This is a genomic window from Microbacterium immunditiarum (assembly GCF_013409785.1).
GTDB classification, from domain to species: Bacteria; Actinomycetota; Actinomycetes; order Actinomycetales; family Microbacteriaceae; genus Microbacterium; species Microbacterium immunditiarum.
In genome coordinates this window covers 2,204,505-2,226,076 of record NZ_JACCBV010000001.1, presented here as the reverse complement: position 1 = coordinate 2,226,076, position 21,572 = coordinate 2,204,505, and the positions used below count along the sequence as shown (strand labels likewise).

The 21,572-nt window shown below is 66.4% G+C and carries 21 protein-coding genes, 1 tRNA gene and 2 pseudogenes; 10 read left to right on the top strand and 14 right to left on the bottom strand.

Going from position 1 to position 21,572, the window contains the following annotated elements; all coding sequences use genetic code 11:
- Window positions 1-14 precede the first annotated feature (14 nt).
- Window positions 15-1,217, bottom strand: a complete 1,203-nt coding sequence (locus tag BJ991_RS10300) for a substrate-binding domain-containing protein (protein ID WP_179489720.1) — start codon at window positions 1,215-1,217, stop codon at window positions 15-17.
- 217 nt (window positions 1,218-1,434) lie between these two features.
- Here BJ991_RS10300 and BJ991_RS10295 point away from each other — a divergent pair, with 217 nt between their 5' ends.
- Window positions 1,435-1,626: a hypothetical protein gene (locus BJ991_RS10295; RefSeq protein ID WP_179489718.1), complete on the top strand. Its 192-nt coding sequence runs from the start codon at window positions 1,435-1,437 to the stop codon at window positions 1,624-1,626.
- A gap of 42 nt (window positions 1,627-1,668) precedes the next feature.
- On the opposite strand, the gene BJ991_RS10290 is transcribed toward BJ991_RS10295, so the two are convergent.
- Window positions 1,669-1,741, bottom strand: a tRNA-Lys gene (locus tag BJ991_RS10290).
- A gap of 95 nt (window positions 1,742-1,836) precedes the next feature.
- Here BJ991_RS10290 and BJ991_RS10285 point away from each other — a divergent pair.
- Window positions 1,837-2,691, top strand: coding sequence for an inositol monophosphatase family protein (locus BJ991_RS10285; protein ID WP_179489716.1), 855 nt, complete (start codon window positions 1,837-1,839; stop codon window positions 2,689-2,691).
- A complete protein-coding gene (locus tag BJ991_RS10280; protein WP_179489714.1) occupies window positions 2,688-3,275 on the top strand; it encodes a DUF3558 domain-containing protein in 588 nt (195 codons plus the stop codon). Before BJ991_RS10285 ends, BJ991_RS10280 begins: the two co-directional genes overlap by 4 nt.
- Before the next feature lie 37 nt (window positions 3,276-3,312).
- On the opposite strand, the gene BJ991_RS10275 is transcribed toward BJ991_RS10280, so the two are convergent.
- The 3 genes from BJ991_RS10275 to BJ991_RS10265 are packed head-to-tail and all read right to left on the bottom strand — an operon-like array spanning window position 3,313 to window position 6,775.
- Window positions 3,313-3,498: a hypothetical protein gene (locus BJ991_RS10275; RefSeq protein WP_179489712.1), complete on the bottom strand. Its 186-nt coding sequence runs from the start codon at window positions 3,496-3,498 to the stop codon at window positions 3,313-3,315.
- Between the two features lie 53 nt (window positions 3,499-3,551).
- Window positions 3,552-4,061 carry a hypothetical protein gene (locus BJ991_RS10270; protein WP_179489710.1) on the bottom strand — a complete coding sequence of 170 codons (510 nt, stop codon included), beginning with the start codon at window positions 4,059-4,061 and terminating at the stop codon, window positions 3,552-3,554.
- Window positions 4,058-6,775, bottom strand: a complete 2,718-nt coding sequence (locus BJ991_RS10265; protein ID WP_179489708.1) for a cation-translocating P-type ATPase — start codon at window positions 6,773-6,775, stop codon at window positions 4,058-4,060. Before BJ991_RS10265 ends, BJ991_RS10270 begins: the two co-directional genes overlap by 4 nt.
- 161 nt (window positions 6,776-6,936) lie before the next feature.
- On the opposite strand from BJ991_RS10265, the gene BJ991_RS10260 reads away from it, so the two are divergent.
- On the top strand, window positions 6,937-8,823 hold the full coding sequence (locus tag BJ991_RS10260; protein WP_179489706.1) for a glycoside hydrolase family 15 protein: 1,887 nt from the start codon (window positions 6,937-6,939) through the stop codon (window positions 8,821-8,823).
- Window positions 8,824-8,843: 20 nt separating this feature from the next.
- Here the strand turns inward: BJ991_RS10260 and BJ991_RS10255 are convergent, their stop codons facing one another.
- Window positions 8,844-9,404 (bottom strand): helix-turn-helix domain-containing protein, encoded by a 561-nt coding sequence (locus tag BJ991_RS10255; protein WP_425487526.1) that lies wholly within the window; start codon window positions 9,402-9,404, stop codon window positions 8,844-8,846.
- A gap of 67 nt (window positions 9,405-9,471) precedes the next feature.
- On the opposite strand from BJ991_RS10255, the gene BJ991_RS10250 reads away from it, so the two are divergent.
- Window positions 9,472-10,545, top strand: coding sequence for an NAD(P)/FAD-dependent oxidoreductase (locus BJ991_RS10250; RefSeq protein ID WP_179489704.1), 1,074 nt, complete (start codon window positions 9,472-9,474; stop codon window positions 10,543-10,545).
- On the opposite strand, the gene BJ991_RS10245 is transcribed toward BJ991_RS10250, so the two are convergent.
- The 4 genes from BJ991_RS10245 to BJ991_RS10230 form a co-directional block, all read right to left on the bottom strand.
- Window positions 10,475-10,951 carry a putative glycolipid-binding domain-containing protein gene (locus tag BJ991_RS10245; protein WP_343048842.1) on the bottom strand — a complete coding sequence of 159 codons (477 nt, stop codon included), beginning with the start codon at window positions 10,949-10,951 and terminating at the stop codon, window positions 10,475-10,477. The genes BJ991_RS10250 and BJ991_RS10245 overlap by 71 nt on opposite strands.
- Window positions 10,952-11,182: 231 nt before the next feature.
- Window positions 11,183-11,755: a helix-turn-helix domain-containing protein gene (locus BJ991_RS10240; protein WP_179489700.1), complete on the bottom strand. Its 573-nt coding sequence runs from the start codon at window positions 11,753-11,755 to the stop codon at window positions 11,183-11,185.
- Window positions 11,756-11,992: 237 nt separating this feature from the next.
- Complete coding sequence (locus BJ991_RS10235; protein WP_179489698.1) at window positions 11,993-12,253, bottom strand: Txe/YoeB family addiction module toxin; 261 nt, start codon at window positions 12,251-12,253, stop codon at window positions 11,993-11,995.
- Window positions 12,250-12,501, bottom strand: coding sequence for a type II toxin-antitoxin system Phd/YefM family antitoxin (locus tag BJ991_RS10230; RefSeq protein WP_172988416.1), 252 nt, complete (start codon window positions 12,499-12,501; stop codon window positions 12,250-12,252). The genes BJ991_RS10235 and BJ991_RS10230 overlap by 4 nt, the downstream gene beginning before the upstream one ends.
- Before the next feature lie 360 nt (window positions 12,502-12,861).
- Between BJ991_RS10230 and BJ991_RS10225 the strand changes: the two are divergent.
- Both BJ991_RS10225 and BJ991_RS10220 read left to right on the top strand, forming a co-directional pair.
- A pseudogene (locus tag BJ991_RS10225) lies at window positions 12,862-13,879 on the top strand (Abi family protein).
- A 59-nt stretch (window positions 13,880-13,938) separates the two neighbouring features.
- Window positions 13,939-14,832, top strand: a pseudogene (locus tag BJ991_RS10220) (IS5 family transposase).
- Window positions 14,833-15,285: 453 nt separating this feature from the next.
- On the opposite strand, the gene BJ991_RS10215 reads toward BJ991_RS10220, so the two are convergent.
- Window positions 15,286-15,735, bottom strand: coding sequence for a hypothetical protein (locus BJ991_RS10215; protein WP_179489694.1), 450 nt, complete (start codon window positions 15,733-15,735; stop codon window positions 15,286-15,288).
- Between the two features lie 145 nt (window positions 15,736-15,880).
- Between BJ991_RS10215 and BJ991_RS10210 the strand changes: the two genes are divergently transcribed.
- Both BJ991_RS10210 and BJ991_RS10205 read left to right on the top strand, forming a co-directional pair.
- Window positions 15,881-16,291, top strand: a complete 411-nt coding sequence (locus BJ991_RS10210) for a hypothetical protein (RefSeq protein ID WP_179489692.1) — start codon at window positions 15,881-15,883, stop codon at window positions 16,289-16,291.
- A gap of 139 nt (window positions 16,292-16,430) precedes the next feature.
- Window positions 16,431-17,195 carry a LysM peptidoglycan-binding domain-containing protein gene (locus BJ991_RS10205; RefSeq protein ID WP_179489691.1) on the top strand — a complete coding sequence of 255 codons (765 nt, stop codon included), beginning with the start codon at window positions 16,431-16,433 and terminating at the stop codon, window positions 17,193-17,195.
- Between the two features lie 250 nt (window positions 17,196-17,445).
- Here the strand turns inward: BJ991_RS10205 and BJ991_RS10200 are convergent, their stop codons facing one another.
- Both BJ991_RS10200 and BJ991_RS10195 read right to left on the bottom strand, forming a co-directional pair.
- Window positions 17,446-17,943 (bottom strand): GNAT family N-acetyltransferase, encoded by a 498-nt coding sequence (locus tag BJ991_RS10200; RefSeq protein ID WP_179492700.1) that lies wholly within the window; start codon window positions 17,941-17,943, stop codon window positions 17,446-17,448.
- A 135-nt stretch (window positions 17,944-18,078) separates the two neighbouring features.
- Entirely contained in the window at window positions 18,079-18,852 is a 774-nt protein-coding gene (locus tag BJ991_RS10195) for a DUF6414 family protein (protein ID WP_179489690.1), read from the bottom strand.
- Between the two features lie 162 nt (window positions 18,853-19,014).
- On the opposite strand from BJ991_RS10195, the gene BJ991_RS10190 reads away from it, so the two are divergent.
- The gene (locus BJ991_RS10190) at window positions 19,015-19,971 is read left to right on the top strand and encodes a hypothetical protein (protein ID WP_179489689.1); all 957 of its coding nucleotides are present in this window, start codon (window positions 19,015-19,017) and stop codon (window positions 19,969-19,971) included.
- Between the two features lie 188 nt (window positions 19,972-20,159).
- Here the strand turns inward: BJ991_RS10190 and BJ991_RS10185 are convergent, their stop codons facing one another.
- Window positions 20,160-21,275 carry a chymotrypsin family serine protease gene (locus tag BJ991_RS10185; RefSeq protein WP_179489688.1) on the bottom strand — a complete coding sequence of 372 codons (1,116 nt, stop codon included), beginning with the start codon at window positions 21,273-21,275 and terminating at the stop codon, window positions 20,160-20,162.
- Window positions 21,276-21,572 lie beyond the last annotated feature (297 nt).

Sequence of the window (21,572 nt, the reverse complement as noted above, 5' to 3'; positions counted from 1 at the left end):
TGCGGCTCCGGGTGCTACTCGGCCTCGGCCGGAGCGACCTCGTCGGCCGCGGAGGTGTCGACGAGCTCGGGCACGAAGGTGTCGCCGTCGGCGACGAGCCTGGCCTGGTACATCTCCTGGATGAGGGCGTGGTCGCCCGCACGGACCGTCGTGGTGCCCTTCGGGCCCTCGAACTCGAAGCCCTCGAGCGCCGCGATCATCGCGTCGACGTCGCCCTTGCCCTCCTTGACCGCCTGGACGATCATGAGCGCCGCGTTGAAGCCGTCGGGGCTGAACAGGTCGGGCGTGCCACCGGCGCCCTCGATGAGTTCCACCATCGCGTCGTTGACGTCGTTGTCGGGGGCTCCCGGGAAGTAGTGGTTCAGGAAGTTGATCTTCTCGGATGCCTCGCCGTACGCGCCGAACGTGGCCGCGTCGCCGAGGCCCGTGACGACCGGGATCTCGTCGAGCACGCCCTGCTGGCTCATCGCCTGCCACATCGCACCCGAGGTGGCGCCCGCCCACGCGACGAACACGAGGTCGGGCGAGCCCGCGAGCACCTGCTGCGCGAACGGCGTGAACTCGGTGACGTCCTCGGCGACGAGCACGGGCGTCACGGTCGCGCCCTTCGCGCCGAGGATCGCCTCGACGGCGGCCACGTTGCCCTGGCCGAACGCGTTGTCCTGCGCGAAGACGGCGATCGTCTTGCCCTCGACGTCGTCGAGGAAGGTACCGGCGGTCGCGACGTCCTGCGCGCTCTGGCGGCCGGAGCGGAACGTGTACTCGTTGATTCCGGTGATCGCGTCGCTCGCAGCCGGGCCCGAGATGTAGAGCACCTTGTTCTGCGCGGCCTGCTCGGCGAGCGCGAGTGCGACGCCCGACGACGCGGTGCCCGCGATGACGTTGATGCCGGCGCCGATGAGCTCCTTCGCCGCGGTGACCGCCTTGTCGGGGTCGCCCGCGTCATCGCGGTACTCGACCTCGATCGCGATTCCGTCGACCTCGTTCGTGCCGTCGGTCGCGTACTCGAGGCCGGCCTTGAAGCCGGCGAGGTACTGCGCGCCGTAGCCGGCGAGCGGACCCGTCTCGCTCGTGACGATGCCGACCGTGATCTCGGTCGGGCCCTCGCCGCCGTCGCCCGCGTCGCCGCCCGTCGACGCCTGCGGCGCACACGCCGCCAGCACGAGAGCGGATGCCACGACCGCGGCACCCAGGATGGACTTCTTCGTAACGCGCATGTGCGTGCCTTGCCTTTCGCCGTTGGAAGGGGACTCTCTTCACCTGGACCGGGGCCGGTGCGGGCGATCCGATCTTTATGAAAGGTGATTCAGGTATTTGGACTGTAGCACGCGCCGAGCCCCGGTCAAGGTCCCGGTCGTGCTTGACATACGCGCGTCAACTCCATCGACCGGAATGCGCCGAACCCGCAGGCTGGGTGACCGGAAGGAGCACGACATGAGCGACGAGCGAGACCTCCCCGACGGCGTCATCGACGCCGACCCGCCAGGAGGCTGGGACGAGACCGGCGACGCCGAGGCGTTGGAGCGCAACGCCGCGGCGGCCGGAGACATCGAGTCGGCCGAGGCGACCCAGGGCGCGGATCTGGACCTCGCGACCGACGCGGACGGCGAGAACGAGTCGCCGTAGGAACGAGAAGGGCGGCTTCTCTGGCCGCCCTTCGCACGCTTGTGCGCCCCCAGGGACTTGAACCCTGAACCCACTGATTAAGAGTCAGTTGCTCTGCCGATTGAGCTAGAGGCGCGTGGTTCGCGACGCGGCGAACCGAGGGTCAACACTACCATCACGATTGTGTCACCGTGAAATCGTCCCGGGTCGCGCGACGCATATCCTATCCGTGTGACTCCCCCCGCCACTCCACCGTCCGCCGCCGCGGCTGCTGGGGAGTCCTGGCAGGTCGATCTCGACCTCGCACTGCGTCTCGCCGACGCGGCGGATGCGGCATCCGTCGCCCGTTTCGACGCGGCCGACCTCGAGATCAGCGTCAAGTCCGACGCCACGCATGTGACCGAGGCCGACCTCGCGACCGAGCGCGCGATCCGCTCGCTGCTCGAGCAGGAGCGGCCCGGCGACGGCGTCTTCGGCGAGGAGTTCGGTGCGACGGGCGGCACCGACCGCCAGTGGATCATCGACCCGATCGACGGCACCGCGAACTACCTGCGGGGCATCCCGATGTGGTCGACGCTCATCGCACTCGCGGTCGACGGCGTCCCCCAGGTCGGCGTCGTGAGCCAGCCGGCGATCGGCCGGCGCTGGTGGGCGGCATCCGGTCTCGGCGCCTGGACGAACGCGCCCGACGCGGAACCCCGGCGCATCTCGGTCTCGACGATCGACTCCCTCGACCAGGCGAGCGTGAGCTTCCAGAGCATCGGGCAGTGGCGCGACGCGGGGCAGCTCGACGCCCTCGAGCGCCTGACGTCGTCGGTGTGGCGCGACCGGGGCTACGGTGACGCCTGGCCGTACATGCTGCTCGCCGAGGGCCGCCTCGAGCTCGTCGCCGAGTTCGACGTCAAGGAGTACGACCTCGCGGCCCTCGTCCCCATCGTCACCGAGGCCGGCGGGCGCTTCACCGCGTTCGACGGCACCCCTTCGATCTCCCGCCGGTCGTCGCTCGCGACGAACGGCGCCTTGCACCGGACCTTCCTCGACCTGCTCCACTCCCCCGCCCCCGTCCCCCCGGAGAACGACCGATGACCCGCCAGCTCCCCCGCCTCGGCGCCGCTCTCGTGATCGCCTCAGCCGCCCTCCTCGTGTCGGCGTGCGGCTCAGCCGATCCGGATGCCGCAGCCACACCCGAGACCAGCGCGACCTCGCCCGCACCCGAGCCCACGCAGCCCGAGCAGACGCCTGAGCCTGCTCCCGCGGGCGAGGAGGCCGACCCGACGTGCGAGACGATCATCGACGCGACGACCGTCGCGGACTTCGAGTCGATCGGCTGGACGTCGCGCACCGACCCGTTCTACGTCGGCTCGCACGAGATGACCGATGGGATCTCGTGCGTGTGGGCGAACTTCGACGCACCTGCGAGCGACCACCTGCAGCTCTTCGGATGGGCGCGCAACGACGACTCCGAGGCGCGCGCCGCGCAGGATGAGCTGGTCGGGCAGGGCTGGATCCGCGAAGAAGCGCCCGAGGGCGTGTACATCACGGAGAACCCGCAGACCACGATCGCGACCGACGACCAGGGCTACGGCATGACGTATCTCTTCGCCGACGGCTCGGTCAAGCTCGCCGACACGAAGCAGGGTCTGCTGCTCATCACCTGGCCCAAGGGCTGAGCACGCTGATCGGATACCGCAGCCCGCGGCATCCGGATCATGCCTGCTCGTCCTCCTCGGGTTCGAAGGTCGACTTCTCGCCGGTGTAGCCGGCGGCGACGCCATCCGGCTCGTTGGGGATGGTGCCTTCCTCGCCGAGACCTCCGGGTTCAGGAGTTCCACCCGAAGCAGTCGTGTCGTCTTCCTCGTCGCCCCGCGGGCGGTCGTTCGCGTGCGTGTCCATGACCGCACGCTAGGCCGCGCCGGATGCGGCGACCCACCCCCTTGACAGTGACGTCAGTGGGTGACGACCGCCTTCAGCAGGATGAGGACGCCGCCGAACGACGCGGTGATGACGGCTCCGATGAGACGCGCGGTCCAGTGCGTGCTCCAGCGCGCGACGGCCCACCATCCGAGCGCGCCGAGGATGATCGTGTTCGCGATGAGCGCGAACCAGATCGCGCGGCTGTCGTCGATGACGCGGAGCGTGCCGAGGAGGAGGATCACCAGCGGCACGATGCTCACGAAGAGCAGGCCGAACGTCTGGCGGGCCGCCGACCAGACGCTGGAGCGGATGCCGGACCGACCGCCCGAGGCGGCCAATCGTGCCAGCGCGCCGGCGAACACATGCGCTCCGAAGAAGACGATGACCGTCAGCAGCACCGTCACGAATGCGTTGAACGCGGTGCCCGCGTTCGTGCCGCTGATGACGAGCATGCCCGAGACCAGGATCAGCCCGTACACCGCCTCCTCCGTCATGAGGATGCGCGAGACGGGCGTCGTGAGCTCGGAGCTGTCGTCGGTCATCGCATCGACTCCACCTGCTCTCGCACGCGGCGCGCGCGGGACCGACGGATCCACTTCTCGAGCTCGATCACGACGGGGACGACGAGCGCCAGCCCCAAGACGACGAGCCATTGCCGCCCGTCGAGGCCGGTCGTGCCGATGAGCCGCTGCAGGAAGCCGACCTCGACCGCTGCCACCGTGATGGCGAGCGGGATCGACAGCCACTTGACCGCCACGAGGATCGGCGGGGTGAGTCCCGACTCCGGGTCGCGCCGCGTGACGAGCCCCGCGAAGATCGAGCCGAGGGCGGCGATGGCGAAGGTCATCGTCACAGGGGCGTTGGGCTCGGTCGAGCTGGCTTGGTCGGCGAAGAGCAGCAGCGGCAGCAGCGACGTGATGAAGATGAGCAGGCCGTAGAGCAGCCATTGGGCGACCGCGGCCGGGTTGGCGATCGTCTTCTTCGGATCGCGCGGCGGCTTCTGCATGATGCCCTCGGGTGCGGGGTCGAGCATGATCACGATCACCGGGAAGATGGTGATGAAGAAGTTCAGGAACAGCACCATGATCGGCGTGAGCGGAACGCCGTCGTTGATGGCGAAGATGCTCGCGACGAGGAACAGCAGCACGAGCGAGAAGAGCTGCGCCATCTGGTAGCGCACGTAGCTGACGATCTTGTCGTAGATCGCACGTCCGAGCCGCACAGCCGTCACGAGCGTGCCGAAGTTGTCGTCGACGAGGATCATCTTGCCGGCCTGCTTCGTCACGTCGCTGCCCGAGCCCATTGCGACGCCGATGTCGGCCTGCTTGAGCGCGGCGGCGTCGTTCACGGCGTCGCCCGTCATCGCGACGACCGCGCCCTGCTCCTGCATGAGCCGGGCCAGCCGCAGCTTGTCTTCGGGCGTCACCCGGCCGAAGACGTGCAGATTCGGCAGAGCCGCCTTCAGCTCGTCGTCGCTCATCGCCTGGATGTCGGCGCCGCTCGCGGCACCGCCCGCGAGCCCGAGCTTCTCCCCGATCGCGGCCGCCGTGATCGAGTGGTCCCCAGTGATCATGCGGACCTCGATGCCCGCTTCGCGCGCGATCCGCACCGCCTCCTTCGACGACGGCCGCAGCGGGTCGATGATCCCGACGAGCCCGACGAATGTGAGGTCGGTCACGGCGAGCATCGGATCGGCCGGAACCGGGTTGCCCTGCGCGAATCGGCGCACGGCGAACGCCAGTACGCGGAGCCCCTGCTCGGACAGCCGCCGGTTGGCGGCGAGGATGGCGTCGCGCTGCGAGGCGAGGTCGACAGGGCCGTCGGGGGTCAACGCGTGCGAGCAGCGCTCGAGCACGACATCCGGTCCGCCCTTGACGACCGCGACGAGCCGGCTGCGAATGCCGTCGGGGAACTCGTGGAAGGTTGCCATGAACTTGTACGCCGAGTCGAACGGCACCTCGGCGGCCCGCGGGAATCGCGCTCGCGTGATCTCGGCGTCGGCGCCCATCTTGGCGGCGAGCACGACGAGCGCCGCCTCGGTCGGGTCGCCGATGATGTCGCCCTCGTCCGACACGGTCGCGTCGCTGCAGAGGGTGAGCCCCAGCGCGAGCTGCGTGAAGTCCGGGTTCGCGCCGCCCGCCACGCCTCGGATCTCACCCGACTTCTCATAGCCGGTGCCGCCGACCGAGAACCACTCGCCCGCGTAGTAGAGGGACTCGACCGTCATCTCGTTCATCGTGAGCGTGCCGGTCTTGTCGGAGTTGATCGCGCTGGTCGCACCGAGCGTCTCGACGTCGGTGAGGTTCTTCACGACGGCCTTCTGCTCGGCGAGCTGCCGAGACCCGTACGAGAGCATCGCCTGAACGAACGACGGCATGCCGGTCGGGATCGCCGAGATCGCCATCGAGATGCCCAGCAGCAGCACGGAGGCGATCTCCTGACCGCGCAGCAGCCCTGCGATGACGATGATCGCGACGGCGCCCCAGGCGATCCAGCCGAGGACGACGGTGAGAGAGTCCAGCTCGCGCTGCAGCGGGGACTTCGCGGGCTTGACGGCCGACAGCATCGACGCGATCCGGCCCATCTGCGTGCTCATGCCCGTGTCGGTCACGACGACGGTCGCCGTACCCCGGGTGACCTGGGTGTTCTGGAACACCATGTTCGCGCGGTCGCCGAGGGTCGTCTCGGGGTCGGCGATCGTGCCGGGGTCCTTCGCGATCGGCGTGCTCTCGCCGGTGAGCGCCGCCTCCTGCGTCTCGAGCGTCGCGGAGCGGAGGATGCGGGCATCCGCCGGAACGATGTCACCCGCCTCGAGCGCCACGATGTCGCCGGGCACGAGGCTCGTCGCCGCAATCTGCTCGAGCACTCCGTCGCGCACCACCTTCGCCTGGGGGATCTGCATCTTCGCGAGGGCGTCGACGGATGCCTTCGCCTTCAGCTCCTGGCGGGTTCCGAGCACGACGTTGAGCACGACGAGCGCACCGACGACGATTCCGACGCTGACCTGGTTGATGAACAGGCTGACGATCGCGACCGCTACGAGCATGATGTTCATGGGGTCGGCGAACTGGCGCAGCGCGACCTGCCACACCGACGGCGAGGGCTCGGCGGCGATCGAGTTCGGCCCGTACGTCGTCAGGCGCTGCGCAGCCTCGGAGCGGGTCAGTCCGCTGTCGCGATCGGTCTGGACGGCCGCCACGACGGCATCCGGATCCTGCGTGAACCACGGCGTGGCGGTGCTCTCCACTGTGCTCATGCCCGAACGATACTGCCCTTTCCGTCCCCCCATCAGGGTGAATCGGAACGACGGATCACCCGCGCGGGGCGAACAGCGCCGGGCAGCCGTCGCGTACTGTCGGACTCGTCGGCCGGATCGTCGGCGCGTCGACGCCGGCCCGAGATGCGAGGAGGCCGTCCGTGGCGCAGGACTACCCGAACATCGCCGACCATGGGCTCATCGGCGATCTGCAGACGGCCGCCCTCGTCGATGTGAACGGCACGATCGACTGGTTCTGCATCCCCCGCTTCGACTCCCCCAGCGTGTTCGGATCGCTCCTCGACGCGGAGAAGGGCGGGCACTTCAGCGTGCGCCCGCTCGTCGACGACTACGTGACGCGCCAGCTGTACCTGCCCGACACCGCGATCCTCATCACGAGGTTCATGAGCGAGGCGGGCGTCGGCGAACTCATCGACTTCATGCCGGTGATCGAGGGGGACGCGACGGACCGCCACCGCCTTGTGCGGATGCTCCGGGTGGTGCGCGGCGAGATGACGTTCCAAGGCGACATCGTGCCGCGGTTCGACTACGGCCGCACGCCCCACGAGATCCAGCCCGTGCCCGATGCGGGCGTCATGTTCACCACGGGCGAGCAGTCGCTCACGCTTCACCGCGTCGGACCTCCCGTGATCCACGGCTCGCGCAGGGCCGGCCGGATCGAACTGGTCGACGGGGGCATCCGCATCACCGGCACCCTCATGGCGGGAGAGCTCACCGGTGTGATGCTCGAGTCGGGCGGGGCGGCACCCGTCCAGACGACCGAGGAGGAGATGCTCCGGCTGTTCCATGCCACGCGCCGGTTCTGGCGCGACTGGAACAACCGGTCCACCTACCGGGGCCGGTGGCGCGAGGTCGTGGCACGGTCGGCGATGACGCTCAAGCTCATGACGTACGCGCCGAGCGGCGCGCTCGTCGCCGCGCCGACGGCGGGGCTGCCGGAACAGGTGGGCGGCGAGCGCAACTGGGACTACCGGTACACGTGGATCCGCGACGCCTCGTTCTCGGTGTACGCGCTGCTCGGGCTCGGCTACACCGAAGAGGCCGAGGCGTTCGTGAAGTGGCTCATGGACCGCATCCGCGAGAGCGCGGGCAATGGGTCCGGGCCGCTCAAGATCATGTACCGGGTCGACGGCTCGTCGGACCTCGAGGAGGAGGCGCTTCACAATCTGTCGGGCTATCGCGACTCCGCGCCCGTGCGCGTCGGCAACGGCGCATCCGACCAGCTGCAGCTCGACATCTACGGAGAGGCGATGGACTCGATCCACCTCGCCGACACGCACGGCCTGCAGCTCCCGCACGCGGGGTGGGTGCAGATCGCCGAGATGCTCGACTGGGTGTGCGAGAACTGGAACACGCCCGAGGAGGGCATCTGGGAGACGCGCGGCGGGCGCAAGAAGTTCACATACGGGCGGTTCATGTGCTGGGTCGCGCTGGATCGCGGCATCCGTCTCGCCCGCCTGCGCGGCCGGCCGGCCGATCTCGAACGGTGGATCCGCGAGCGCGACGCGATCTACGCCGCGATCATGGCGAAGGGCTGGCACGAGGAGCGCGGCGCATTCGTGCAGCACGAGGACTCGGACGTGCTCGATGCGTCGCTGCTGGTGATGCCCCTCATGGGGTTCGTCGCACCCAACGACCCGATGTGGCTCTCGACGCTCGACGCGATGGACGACGAGCTCGTCTCGGACAGCCTCGTGTATCGCTACAACCCGGCCGCGTCGCCCGACGGGCTGCGGGGCTCGGAGGGCACGTTCACGCTGTGCTCCTTCTGGTACGTCGACGCGCTCGCGCGCTCCGGCCGCCTCGACGAGGCTCAGCTCATCTTCGAGAAGATGCTCACCTACGCGAACCACCTCGGGCTCTTCGCGGAGGAGATCGGCCTGACCGGCGAGCAGCTGGGCAACTTCCCCCAGGCGTTCAGCCACCTCGCGCTCATCAACGCCGCGGTGAACCTCGACTACCAGCTCGACCACGGGTCAGGGGTCGTCGATCCGGTGCTCGCGATCGGCCGGCGCCGCGGCCGGTGACGGCGATGGTGAGGCGGATGCTACGCGTGCGAGTCCCGGTCGTGCGTGTGGATCCGCTCCCCCTCGGCGTTGAAGATGCTGATCACCTCGGCAGGACGTGAGCCGACGGCGCTCATCGCGTGCGGCGTGCGCGTGTCGAACTCGGCGGCCTCCCCGCGGGCGAGCACGAGGTCCTGGTCTCCGAGCCGCAGGCGCAGCCGGCCGCTCAGCACGTAGACCCACTCGAACCCGTCGTGAGTCTTGAGAGCGGGCAGATCATCCCGCGGCGCGTAGGTGATCTTGTAGGTGCTCACGGGCGAGTCCTCGAGCGTGAGCGGCGCGATGACCATCCCGTTGTGACGCACGGCGGGACGCCGCACGCGCGGGTCGGCGGACTCGGGTCGCACGAGATCGTCGATGCGGATGCCGAGCTGCCGCGTCACGGGAATCAGCAGTGCGAGCGTCGCCTGACGCTTTCCCGACTCGAGCCGCGAGAGCGTGCTGACCGACATGCCCGACCTGTTCGCCACCGCCTCGAGCGTGAGCCCCTTCGCGAGGCGCGCCTCCCTCAGACGCGGGCCCACCCGGTCAAGTTCCTCCACGATGCTTCCTTTTGCCATTTCCGCAATCCAGCTTGCCAGACTGGAAGGTGCGGCGCACTCTTGATCCATGGAACAGTGGGATGCGATCGTGATCGGCGCCGGTGCGGCCGGCCTCAGTGCCGCGCAGATGCTCGGGAGGTCTCGCCGGCGCACGCTCGTCGTCGATGCGGGTGCTCCGCGCAACCGGTTCGCCGAGCACATGCACGGCGTGCTCGGACAGGACGGGACTCCCCCGACGGAGCTGCTCGCACGCGGCCGCGCGGAACTCGACGTATACGGGGTCGTGGTGCGCGGGGCATCCGTCGTCTCCGTCGTCGAAGACTCGACGCGCGTCTCGGTCTGGCTCGATGACGGCAGCGAGCACGCCGGTCGCGCACTCGTCGTCGCCACGGGCGTCAGAGACGAGCTGCCAGATCTTCCGGGGCTCGCCGAGCGCTGGGGCCGGAGCGTGCTGCACTGCCCGTTCTGCCACGGGTGGGAGGTGCGCGATCAGCGACTCGGCGTGCTGCTGCTCTCGCCGCTGCAGCTGCATCAGGCGCAACTCGTGCGCCAGCTGAGCGACGACGTCACGGTGTTCGCGGGAGCGCTCGGTGCTCTCGACCCGGCGGTCGAGCAGCGCTGGAGGGCTCGAGGCATGGTGGTCGAATCGGAGCCTGTTGTGGAGTTGCTGGGCGATGCGCCCGACCTCACCGGCGTGCGACTGCGCGACGGGCGAACGGTGGGCGTCGACGCGATCTTCACGGTGGCTGCTCCTCGCCCGCTCGACGTCTTCCTCGTGAGCCTCGGGCTCGACCGTGCCGAGACGCCGCACGGCTCGTTCCTCGCGGTGGACGCGGCGGGCCGCACGAGCTCGCGGCGCATCTGGGCCGCGGGAAACGTCGTGAACCCGATGGCGAACGTCCCTCAGTCGATGGGCGCGGGAGCCATGGCGGGAGCCGCCGCGCACGGTGCGCTGGTCGAGGAGGACTTTGCGCTCGCGGTCGCCGGGAGCATCAGCGGGTGGGCGAGCACCGCGGAGGGATGGTCGGTCGCGCGGGACGCGACCTGGCGGACGCGCTCAGCGCTCCCGATCAGTTCACCGCCGTGTGTCGAAGGAACAGCCCTGGGTAGTGCAAGACATAGCCTTCCTCGTCGACCGTGATGATCGCAGTGAAGTCGGAGTCGCGCGACTCGTACAGGTACTGATCGGCGCTCAGCCGTGTGTAGCGCTGAGGGTCCGGGGTGACATGAAGGTCGGGCACCGAGATGTAGGCGGTGACGATGTCGGCGGTCTCACCGACCTCGAGCTTCAGTCGACGGATCGGCAGAGTATTGGTCAAGGGCGAAACCGAGATGTCAACTTCTTCGGCGCCGCTGAGATCGTGGCGCCGATGACCGCCGATGAACCATCCGTCCCGCTCGCGTCGAATCGAGGTCGAGCGATCGGCGACGGTCATCTCGAGGCTTTGGAAGCACCAGCCTGCATCGACGGACAGGACGTACTCGAGTTCCCCGAACGGCCCGAGCACCTTGCTCGCGAACCGGATCGAGTCCGAGCGCCGACTCACGACACACGTCTCGTCGCTCGGTTCGGCGACGCCGATCCATCGAAGAGCGGTCACGCCTCAATCATCGGGGAGCGCACCGAGCTCCAGGCTGATCGACACCGAAGAGCACCTCGACCTCGGCCTGCGACGCCCACTCGATCACTGTCGTCATGCGCCTAGGTGATCATTGGCGTCCGGCGACAACGGATGCCCGCACCGGCTTGTTGGTCTGACAACCAGTCCATCCGGTTTTCAGACGCTCGCGAACGTGTCGCGCCAGGCGAGGACTCCGCGCCGCGCGAAGTCCTCGGGAACTTCGGACAGAGGCGGTGTCGGGTCGGCAGGATCGACGGCGAGCGTGGCCGGCGTCGCGAGGTAGCGGTCCGGATCATCCACCCACGGAGGGGTCGGCAACCCGTCCTCGCGCAGACGCCACGTGACCAGCGCCGCAATCGTCGCATCCCAGGCCCGATCCCCGGTCGACTCGGGCTCGGCCAGGCCGAGAACGCCGCGGACGAGCCCGTGCTCGGCGACGAGATTGTCATTGAGCTGCAGGAGCGCTCGGAGCGCGCCTTCTCTGTCCCCGCCCGCAAGGCGATCGCGGATCTCGGCGGCGACGGCCGCGGCGTCGTCACGCTGGGTCGGCGCGGCGTACAGACGATGACCAGCGCCCGCCAGCAATCGCTCGACGGTTCCGAAGTCCGTGTCGCGCCCACGCTCAGATCGAGAGACCCTGCTCTGATCGATCCGGGCACGTGCCGCAAGCTGCTCCTGCGTCAGCCGTCTGCTCTTGCGAGCGGCGCGGATGAGGGTCGATGCTGCCATGGCGCCACCATCCTTCTCGGTATGACTTCTAAGTCATATTCTAAGCGACGGATGCCGTCACCAAGGCCGTGTCTCCTCCCCTGCCTCGGACAACGCCCATTCGGGTTGTTGTTGGCGCCCGCTCATCGGGTCTTCGTGCGGGCGGGTCATGCGTGCGTCTGCGATGTGTCGCTGGATTTCGGTTGCTTCGGAAGGGTCGTCCGCGCGTACGACGACCGATGCTCGGGCGCCGGTGACTCAGTAGTGGTCTCGCGCCTGCAGGATGACGATGTGGTCGTCAGTCACGTAGTAGACGAGTCGGTTCTTCTCATCGATGCGACGAGACCACGCGCCGGAGAGGACATGACGGAGGGGTTCGGGTTTGCCGATGCCTTCGAATGGATCGCGGAGGACGTCGGCGATCAGCAGGTTGATCCGCTTCAGCGTCTTGCGATCCTGTGTCTGCCAGTACACGTAGTCCTCCCACCCATTGGGGTCGAAGGCGAGGGATCGCGTCACGCGTCGAGAAGGTCGTGCTGCTCGAACTCGCCGCGACGTGCACGTTCCACGGCCTCGAGCAGCCGCTCCGCGTTCGCGGGGTTGCGCAGGAGGTAGGCAGTCTCGGTCAGTGCATCGAAGTCATCCTTGGACATGATCACTGCGTTGCCCCGGCGGGAGACGACCTCGACCGTCGTATGGTCCTCGTTGACCTGCTGGATGAGCCCGAACAGGCTCTTCCGAGCTTCGGTCGCAGTGATAGCGGACATGGAGACACCTCCGAGTAAGTAGTACGTAAAACGGTACCACTCTTGCGCCCGATCGAGGACCGCCATTCGCGCGCCGACGAGCAGGATGGGACGCACGCAGGTCGGTTCATCGCGATCACCGCACCCGGCAGTCGCGGCCGCCCCTCAGCCAGCGTCGGCCCAACGTCGAGGCAGCGGACGACGACGTCAACCAGAGCTTGACGTCAGATCGTGGAGCCGGAGCGCGGGGTCTTCCGAACTACCTATCAACTCTTTACAGCAGCGTGTCGGCGTTCTGTGCTAGCTTTGCGGTATCAGACATCGCCCCCCTCTGAGCCTCGGCTCATGGGGGCGATTTTCATGTGCGGTATACGTTGATTTGTGGAGTACACGAAGGAGTTCAAGGAACGCGATGCGCTCCTTGAGGAGCTAATCGGACGCGGGCTCGCCGTTTCGGATCGCGCTGCCGCGCTCGAGTTCTTGACAAGAGTGGGCTATTTCCGGTCGGGGGCCTACCGGTATGTCCTTCGAGAATTACTTCCGCCTGACCAGGTCGACGCCGAGCGGCGCGAGTATCGTTCGGATCGATACATTCCCGGCGCAACTTTCGCGCACGTGGTCGCTCTGGAGTCGTTCGACTTCAAGTTGGCGCGCGTCTGCCTCGAGGGGCTGCTCGACTTCGAAGTGCGCGCGCGCAGCTATAGCGCACACGCTTGCCGCCAAGGACGTTGCTGCGCACACACGCGTCGAGTGTCTCGACGGTGGAATGTGCGGTCGGCCAGCGCGTGACGGCACGAAGTTTGAAGCGTGGATGAGAACGTGCGATGCCGCTATCAGGGAGGCGGCAGAGGACGAGGACTTCATCGCCCATCACCTGCGGAAGTACCCTCTGCAGCCGGTGCCGATCTGGGCGGTGACAGAGGCGCTCAGCTTTGGCAAGCTTCCGTTCCTGTTCGAGTTAATGAAGGCTGAGGACGCTCGTGAGGTCGCTCGCGCTTTCGGCTTCGAACACCCGCGTCCGTTCGGCGCGGTGCTTCGCATGATGGTGGATCTGCGAAACGTTTGCGCGCATGGGTCCCGTTTATTCAACCGGGCTTTCAAGAGACCGCTCTCGCTGAAGGGCCATGAAACGGCTGGTGATCTCCTCAACCACGTAGCAGAGCAAGGATTCACGGCGTCGCCGAAGCCCAATCAGCGTCTGTACATCTACGCTGCGGTGTTGGCGTTCATGCTGCGCTCGCATGTCGCCGGAACCAACTGGCACATGACATTCAAGACTCAGGCGAAGAAGTTGAACATCGACTTACTGGCGCCCGACGGATTCCCAGTGGTATCCCGAGAAAGGAACATGGGCTTCCCCGACTATTGGGAGCAACTGCCGCTGTGGACGGCGTCCTGACTCGATCCGACTAGGGCGTGTCTGACAAATAGTTCGGGTCAGGCTGAGAGTCTGAGACGGTGTCGCGATTTCAGTTGCTGTCGGATGCCCAGTGGTCGTTGATCGAGGGGATGCTTCCGCGTCCGACGGGTCGGAAGGGACGCCCGTTCTCGGACGCGCGGACGATGCTCGAGGCCATCATCTACCGGTACCGGTGCGGAATCGCGTGGCGGGATCTGCCCGAGTCCTTCGGTCGGTGGCGGACGGTGTGGACCTGCCATCACCGGATGGCGACGGACGGCACCTGGGACAAAGTGCTCGCGAAGCTCACCGCCACCGCGGACGCCGTCGGGATCGTGGACTGGTCGCTGTCAGTGGACTCCACGATCGCCAGGGCGCACCAGCACGCGACGAACACGACCCGCACCACAGGGGGCTGGATCGAATTGCACGACTCTGCTCGAAGAGCCGCCTGACCACGGCATCGGCCGCTCCCGCGGCGGGCTCTCGACGAAGATTCACCAGCTCGTCGACGGGAACGGGCTGCCGCTGGTGACGCTGATCACGCCGGGGCAGGCCGGCGACTCACCCATGTTCCTCCCCATGCTGGCGCACCTGCGCGTCGGTCGCGATGTGGGTCGGCCACGCACGAGACCGGACGCGGTTCGCGGTGACAAGGCATACTCGTCGCGCGCGATCCGCGGGCACCTCCGCGCCCGCGGAATCAAAGCCGTCATCCCCGAGCCCCACGACCAGAAGGGCACCGTAAGCGGCGCGGATCGCGCGGCGGTAGGCCCGTCGGGCTCGATGCCTCCGACTACAAGAACCGCAACGTGATCGAACGCCGGTTCTGCGACGTCAAGCAGTGGCGTGGCCTCGCGACCCGCTACGACAAACACGCCATCGTCTACCGCGCCGCGGTCCTCATCCACGCCGCAATCGCGTGGGCCAAGCAATTGTCAGACACGCCCTAGCTGCCTGGGGAAGACGCCGGCGCCGCGGCGCCGCCGAACTGGCGCCGCCACCCTCGGCTTTCGGCGCCCGACGGACGACCGCGCTGCGGGCGCAACTCGCTTATTTCCGCAAGTGTCGGAGGCTGGCGGTACCGTCTCTGGCGCAGCCCCGAAACTGCCGATGAGAAGGAGTTCCAGCATGCGAGTCCCGACCTATCACTCGATCAATCAGTCCGACCCCGACGTCCATCACAACCACAACGACTGTCCGAGCGGCCAGCAGATCCCGGCGTACAACCGCCGCCCCGGCACCAACGGATGGCCGCTTTGTCGGCACTGCGCGAGCATGTGAGTCTCGGCGCCGAGAGCTCCCAGCCGTAGACTTTCGGCGCCGCTAGCAGTGATAGTCGCCGTCGCGGGCGAGCGCCCGCTGACCGACCTGCACGCGCCGTGGCGACTCAGGCCGAAGTAGCCTCAGTTCGTGGCCACGAAGACGTTGTCGGCTACCTTCAGTGAGTCGTCCGGGGCTGGTGCGCCGTCGGGAGTGACCACGAAGTCTCCGGACGGGCCGCCCACGCCGATCGCGCCACCTTCGGCGCCGCAGCCGACGACCCATTCTCGATCGTTCGGGTACACGATGAGACAGACCGTGTCGGGGCGCTCAGCTCGCGCGAGCCACAACCTCGTATCGTCATGCTCGCCCACGTATCGCGCCGTGTCGAAGGCGATTTCGTCGCTTCCCTCCACGACCACCGAGGGGAGCTCATCATCCGGCCCAGCCTGCCCGTCGAGGACGGAGTACGTCGCCCCGCTTGATGAGCAGCCAGCCAGGAGCGCCACCAGACCGAGAAGCGAAGAAGACATCATCGTCGTCCGCGTTGATCTCATCTGACCCATTCCTGTCGGCCCCGATTTGAGCGCCATCCTTGCATAGTGGGGAATCATCGCATCAGCAATTCCGTTCCAACGCGCGGACAGAGGCGCGCAATGCGTGAGGGCGCTTGATAGTTGCGCGTACAGCGACCGCCTTCCGTACCAGGGTTCGCGAGTGGTCTGCCACGATTGCGAGATGCGAAGAGACGAGTTCCCCTTCTCGCCGCAAAGCGCGACTGAGCTGTCGATCGGAGACCTGATCGCGGTGCCGGCTGCCGATGGGAAATGGACGTGCCTCCAGGTCTTGGAGTTGAAACCCCGCGCGCGCACGGAGCTTGTTGTCGGGCCGCTCCCGTGGGTGGGCTCCGATCCCCCGACCGCGGCAGCGGTCGGAGGCCTCGAACCGGTTGCGCGCGCGCTCACTCGCATCGAGATCTTCACCCGCGGCAAGTTGGAAGTCGTGGACAACATTGCGCCGTCGTCGAGTGACGTATCGACCTTCTACGGGGACCACGGCGTGGGAGTGGTCAGCAAAGTGTGGGGTTGGCAAGCAGCGATTCACAATGCCCAGGCGGTCACCGGCGTCGACCACGAGACGATGCACTGAGGGACCGTCCTCCGTACGGGGACTAGCTAGGCTTCGGCTTGTTCGGCCCAACGCGGGACGCGTACGTGTGAGGTTCTACGGCTGACCTGCGGCTCCTCAGTGCTGGCACCCGGACTGCCAGCCCCAATATAGTGTCGACATGAGCCTCGCCGGCAAGATCACCCTTGGAGCCGGCGTACTCGTCGTTGGCGGCCTCGTCATCCTCGCTGCCCCTGCTGTCACTTCGGTGGCTGGCGTGGTCTCGTCATGGGCAAACTCCGCCCCGACTGAAGAGTCGCCCGAGGCGGTTTCAGTGGCTGACGATGACGCCGCGATCGAGAAGAAGATGCTGGGCGAGTTGGGCGATGGGTACGTGTATGTCGGCAACGGCACGGCGATCCCAGAGAACAGCCCAGCGGGGTGCGAGGAGCCGCGCTGGCTTCACGTGGGGGGCGGGCGCGCCAGCATCAACGGCGACCTGATCGACCGGGGAGTGAACGAGCTTGCACGGGGGACGGCGGGCCTCGACGCTGAAGGCAACGTAAAGACGTACACGGTCCAGCCCGGTGATGCGCTGTATGCGATCGGTGACCGGTTCTGCATCGCAAACGCGCTGACTATCGCGACCCTCAATCACACGCGCACGATCCAGCCCGGCGAGGTACTGCTGCTTGCTCCTGATAGTTCGATCCCGTGGGTGGAGTACTTCAACCCGCGGAGCGCGGAGGGCGGCTACCAGCAGATTCCCTACCAGCTCGCGGTCGAAGCGATGAGCGCCGCTGCCTGGGCGGGCGATGTCGACCGGATGCGTGACATCTTCACGAACGAGCTACGCGCGCTGTATCCCGACCCGGCCGAGGCTGACGTCATCGCGCAGGCGCTCGACGCTGGCGACCTCGACGTGCTGCGCCAAATGTTCGCGTAGCCCAGTGACGTCCTCGACGGACCGCGCTTGCCCATGTTCCGCAGAGCCACGGCGAAGGCGTCATGCTCGACGACCTCTGTAAAGTCCCACGACCGATGGAATTCGCCTGGGCGAGTATCCAAAAGACCCAGACCATCCAAATGGGCCACTGCGTACTCAAACGCATCCCTGACGAGCTGGGAGTCGTAGCGGCCCTTCGAGGTTTCCGATCGACGCGAGCGTCCGCTGAAGGACCGGCTCGCGTACGCATTCAGAGTGTCATGCCGAGCACCGTACGGGCGGCGATGAGTCCGCCGTGGTCGTCCTCGCGTCGAGTCATCCCGATCTTCTGTGCGACATTCTCAGAGGCGGTGTTGTCGGGATGGATGATCGCCACGAGCTCGGGCGCGTCGATCTCAGTACGAGCGAAGTCCCGGCACGCCGCTGCCGCCTCCGTTGCGCAGCCCTGCCCTTGGAGCACGGTGCGCACGTGGTAGCCCACTTCGAGCATCGGGACGCCGTCGACGTCTTGCCCGGTCAGTCCGCAGTCACCCACGAACTGGCCCGAATGCGTCTCCATGATCCAAAGATCGAAGCCGTGGGTGGCGTAGTTGTCTTCGTTCCGTGCAATCCATCGCGCCCCGTCGTCGCGACTCTTCGTCGCCGGGTACAACATCACCCGGGGGTCGCCGAGCAGGGCGGCCATATCGTCGAGGTCGGCCGATGTCATCTCGCGGAATCGGAGCCGCGCGGAGGGAGCGGGAACCATCCCAGCACCGTATCGGCAGCCGACCGGCGCCCGCGCTTGCGGAGGGCGACCTGGCGCGCGCTCCGGCATCGCTCAACTATCTCGCGGGGTTGGCCCTGCGCGGTGTTGAGCCGCAGAGGAGTCGTGAGTACGTCCTCATTGGTAGATGGCGAGCAAGCTCAGTTGCATCGCTGGCCCTTCTAGCCACATCATTTCGGATCCTTTAGGCGGTCCTTTACGTTCGAGTTCGCGCCTCGCTTCGCGTGGAAGCTGCGAGTAGATGGGGATACCCGGCAGCGGCTTCCACTGGCCTGCCGGCCACGTGGTGACAACCTTGCCCACCACCCGGGCTACTCCGTCTACCGTGACACCACTAGGCACCTGCGCTGCGAATCGTGAGTCATCGGGAAGGTCTCCGAGGATGATGCCAGCGCCGTCCATAGCCGCGCCGAACTCGGCCATCGCATTGAATGTGCCGTCGTCGAACTTCTCCAGCCCCGTAGGCTTCCCAGTCAGCTGACCAATGGCCCGCATGAGGGGCAACATTGAGAGAATCCCCTTCGAGTCGGAGAGTTGTGACACATCCGCTGGGTACACCTCTGCAGCGAACTCCACTAGGTGTCCGGTACGCAGCGTCGCACGAAGCGACGGGTTTGCTTCGAGGTCGAACCAGCCAAACTGGTCTCCGTCGCCCTCAACTAGGGCGATAAGGCGCTCGAAGCGCGCCGGCCCATCATCTTCGTAGTCGAGCGATTCTGCTTCAGCCTTCGACCTGCCGACACCCAAGTTCGCGATCTTGGCGTCCAGCGCAGCCTTCTTCTGGCGGTCCGTCGACGAGGAGCGATTGCTCGCCCGGCGCAATCCGTCCTCGACTTGGCTGATGTACTGACCGAGCTGCTTCTCGTCGAGGTACAGGAAGTTCCTGAGCATTGAGTCCGCTTTCTCATGGCGATTAGGTTTGAGACTACTCAGGTCCACCGACATCAATCCGGTTCGTTGCCGTGCGCAGCAGTCACAAACTACGGCGCTGTCAGGTGGCACCGTCCCGCTTCAGTCAAGCGTGACGTCGGAGGCCGTCGGTACGCTCGACGCGTGGACGCGCACGAAACCTTCGCACCGACCCCGGCGCCTGAAGAGCTATCCCTAGGCGAGGAACTGAATCGCGACTTCTACGCGCACTCGCCTTCCCAGTATCTCCGCACTCGCATCACCCTTCTGATCACCTTCGGAGATTCGCGCGCACCCGCACATCAGGCAGTCTCCGATGGCGTCCAAGCCTGGAATCTTGGCGCTCAGTTCGACGCTACGCCGGACGAGGACGAGACAGATGAGTTCGCGGTGGTCGAGTCGATATCGATCATGTACCTGGCGGCTGAAGCGCTAATCCGCCTCTTCTTCGCCCACGTCGACGGCAACTCCTGTCCCCCGCTGCGGCTGTCCTCGCTGACCAGCTACGCCAAGTTCAAACAGAAGACAGCGAGTTTGCTCACCAACCCACCCGACGTGGACTCGTTACGTCGAGTGTTCCGCGGGATGTCCGCCCCGCCTTCCGAGGTCACTGAGGACATGTGGGCTGAAGATGCTGAGGTGCTTCAGTTCCTTGTTCGCCGTGCGGCGGAACTTCTGGTCAATGAGCCGAACGTTTACAACGCGACAAAGCACGGGCTCGCGGTTCAGCCGCGGAAGTCGGCCATGAAGCTCGGGAGCGAGACGGATCCGCTCGGCGTGATTATCGACCATCACGGATCTTCCGTGCGGTACCTAAACAAAATGCCGAGCGACGAGGTGGGCGTTCAGCACTGGCGGGAGACCGTTCAGTTCACTTTCCCCTCGATCAACCTCGCGACCGCTATCGCTTTTGCCGACGAGATCGATGCCGTTCATGCGGTCGCGAAGTGCCGTTTGCTGGACGAAAGTGGATCGATCTCGATCCGACGTCGGTCCTTGCTCAAGTACCTCCAGCGCGTGCCCTTCGGGGCCAACTACACCGGCCTGCTGTCCATGGCGATGAATCGGGACTTTCAGGTTGCAGTCTCACCAGTCCACTAGCGACGTCCAAGTGTCGCTGACGAGCTGCTGGTGATTGGCTATGTCAACTTGATTCGGGACCGGGATGACGGTCCGATTCAGGACCACCAAGGTGGTCACCCCTTACGCTTCGGGTACTTGCCACGTGGGACGGGAGTCGCGCTGAGGTCTAGTGGATCACCTCAGCGCGACTCCCGCGATCCTAGTTCCTACGGAACGTAGGCAAGGCCCCAGCCAGTCGAGCTTCCAAGCGCCACGTCGACCGGCGCATACAAGGCGACGGGGCTACACGACCGCGTTGATGACCCCGGGTCACCGGTGCAGGTCTGGGAGCCGCCAACGATGCCGCTGATAATGCCGGAAGCGTAGACCTTCCCGTCCACACGGCGGTAAACCGGTCCACCACTGTCGCCGTTGCCGGCGGCTTCGATGGAACTCGTCTGGCTGGTCCACGTCGTGCCGTAATAGCACTGAGTGATGGAGTAGCAGACGAGCGTGCCTGTCGCCGTTACTTCGTTGGAACATGCGTTTCCGGAGCGGGAGCCGCTGTAGCAGACATGGTTGCCGACGACAGCGATGTTCGCGCCCCGGATCTGTTCGAGTGTCCCGCCGTCAGTGTGGTTGCCGGTGAACACCGCCGGGTACATGACGGCGACGTTCCCCCCGGTCCAGAGTCCGGTGTCAGTAGCTGCGACCGAGGAGACCGACATCATCCCTTGGAAGTTGCCGATGTTCGAGCTCGAGTTCGAGGTGCTGCTGTAGTACCAGGTCTTCCCGATGTAGTCGCGACCGCAGTGTTCGGCCGAGAGCATGCCGGCTGCGTTGTCGGAGAACCTGCCGATGCGGAAGCCAGTGCTGCACGAGCGGCCGTTTGGTCCCGTGGTGGCAGACTGCATGTACGCACCAGAGAAGAAGTTCACGTAGTAGCCGATGTTGCGGGTCGCTGGCTGAACGTCCGCGGCGACGTCGACGGTGACCGGGATCCCGACATCAAGTTCTTTCGCGATTGCGTTGGTGTCCATCCGAGCGCCGACGGCGGGTTCGACACCGACCGCGATCGTGGAGCCGTCTTTCGCGGGCACTGCGGTGACGATGCGGCCACCGTTTGCAAGTACGCCCCCGTCCTCACCCATCGCGCGGAGCGCGGCATCGATATCGGTCTTCGAGTGAACGGCTGGGATGATCTTGACGGCCTGCTCCGGCAGATGCTCCTTGAGCAAGGGCGCCCACTTCGACTCTGGCATCGTGGAGTAGATGAGCAGCGTCTGACTGTCGCGATCCCACTCGTAGGTATTCACGGGAAGATCTGGGTTTCCGACCTGCATATGTCCCAGAGTCCGTCTTCGGTGGAGGCAGGCATTCCCCCCGGTTCCGCGGGCTGCACTACGGACTGGTCCTCGATGACCTTGCCCTCGTACGGGACGAGGCCCGGCCGGGCCTCGTCTTCCGCAAGTGCGGCTCCTGATGGTGAAAGCGACAGGGCGGGCAGCAGCAATGCTCCCAACAGTCCTACGCCAAGTCTGTTCCTCAGTTTCGTGTCCACCAATCCCCCTACTCTGCACGAGTTCCCGTTGAGTCGGAAACTACGGAGAGTAGATCAGGATCATCACTCGCCGCGTCAG

Coding starts and splice junctions, on each gene's coding strand:
- BJ991_RS10300 (WP_179489720.1), bottom strand. CDS start 1,217: ATGCGCGTTACGAAGAAGTCCATCCTGGGTGCCGCGGTCGTGGCATCC.
- BJ991_RS10295 (WP_179489718.1), top strand. CDS start 1,435: ATGAGCGACGAGCGAGACCTCCCCGACGGCGTCATCGACGCCGACCCG.
- BJ991_RS10280 (WP_179489714.1), top strand. CDS start 2,688: ATGACCCGCCAGCTCCCCCGCCTCGGCGCCGCTCTCGTGATCGCCTCA.
- BJ991_RS10275 (WP_179489712.1), bottom strand. CDS start 3,498: ATGGACACGCACGCGAACGACCGCCCGCGGGGCGACGAGGAAGACGAC.
- BJ991_RS10270 (WP_179489710.1), bottom strand. CDS start 4,061: ATGACCGACGACAGCTCCGAGCTCACGACGCCCGTCTCGCGCATCCTC.
- BJ991_RS10265 (WP_179489708.1), bottom strand. CDS start 6,775: ATGAGCACAGTGGAGAGCACCGCCACGCCGTGGTTCACGCAGGATCCG.
- BJ991_RS10250 (WP_179489704.1), top strand. CDS start 9,472: ATGGAACAGTGGGATGCGATCGTGATCGGCGCCGGTGCGGCCGGCCTC.
- BJ991_RS10240 (WP_179489700.1), bottom strand. CDS start 11,755: ATGGCAGCATCGACCCTCATCCGCGCCGCTCGCAAGAGCAGACGGCTG.
- BJ991_RS10230 (WP_172988416.1), bottom strand. CDS start 12,501: ATGTCCGCTATCACTGCGACCGAAGCTCGGAAGAGCCTGTTCGGGCTC.
- BJ991_RS10215 (WP_179489694.1), bottom strand. CDS start 15,735: ATGGCGCTCAAATCGGGGCCGACAGGAATGGGTCAGATGAGATCAACG.
- BJ991_RS10210 (WP_179489692.1), top strand. CDS start 15,881: ATGCGAAGAGACGAGTTCCCCTTCTCGCCGCAAAGCGCGACTGAGCTG.
- BJ991_RS10205 (WP_179489691.1), top strand. CDS start 16,431: ATGAGCCTCGCCGGCAAGATCACCCTTGGAGCCGGCGTACTCGTCGTT.
- BJ991_RS10200 (WP_179492700.1), bottom strand. CDS start 17,943: ATGGTTCCCGCTCCCTCCGCGCGGCTCCGATTCCGCGAGATGACATCG.
- BJ991_RS10195 (WP_179489690.1), bottom strand. CDS start 18,852: ATGCTCAGGAACTTCCTGTACCTCGACGAGAAGCAGCTCGGTCAGTAC.
- BJ991_RS10185 (WP_179489688.1), bottom strand. CDS start 21,275: ATGCAGGTCGGAAACCCAGATCTTCCCGTGAATACCTACGAGTGGGAT.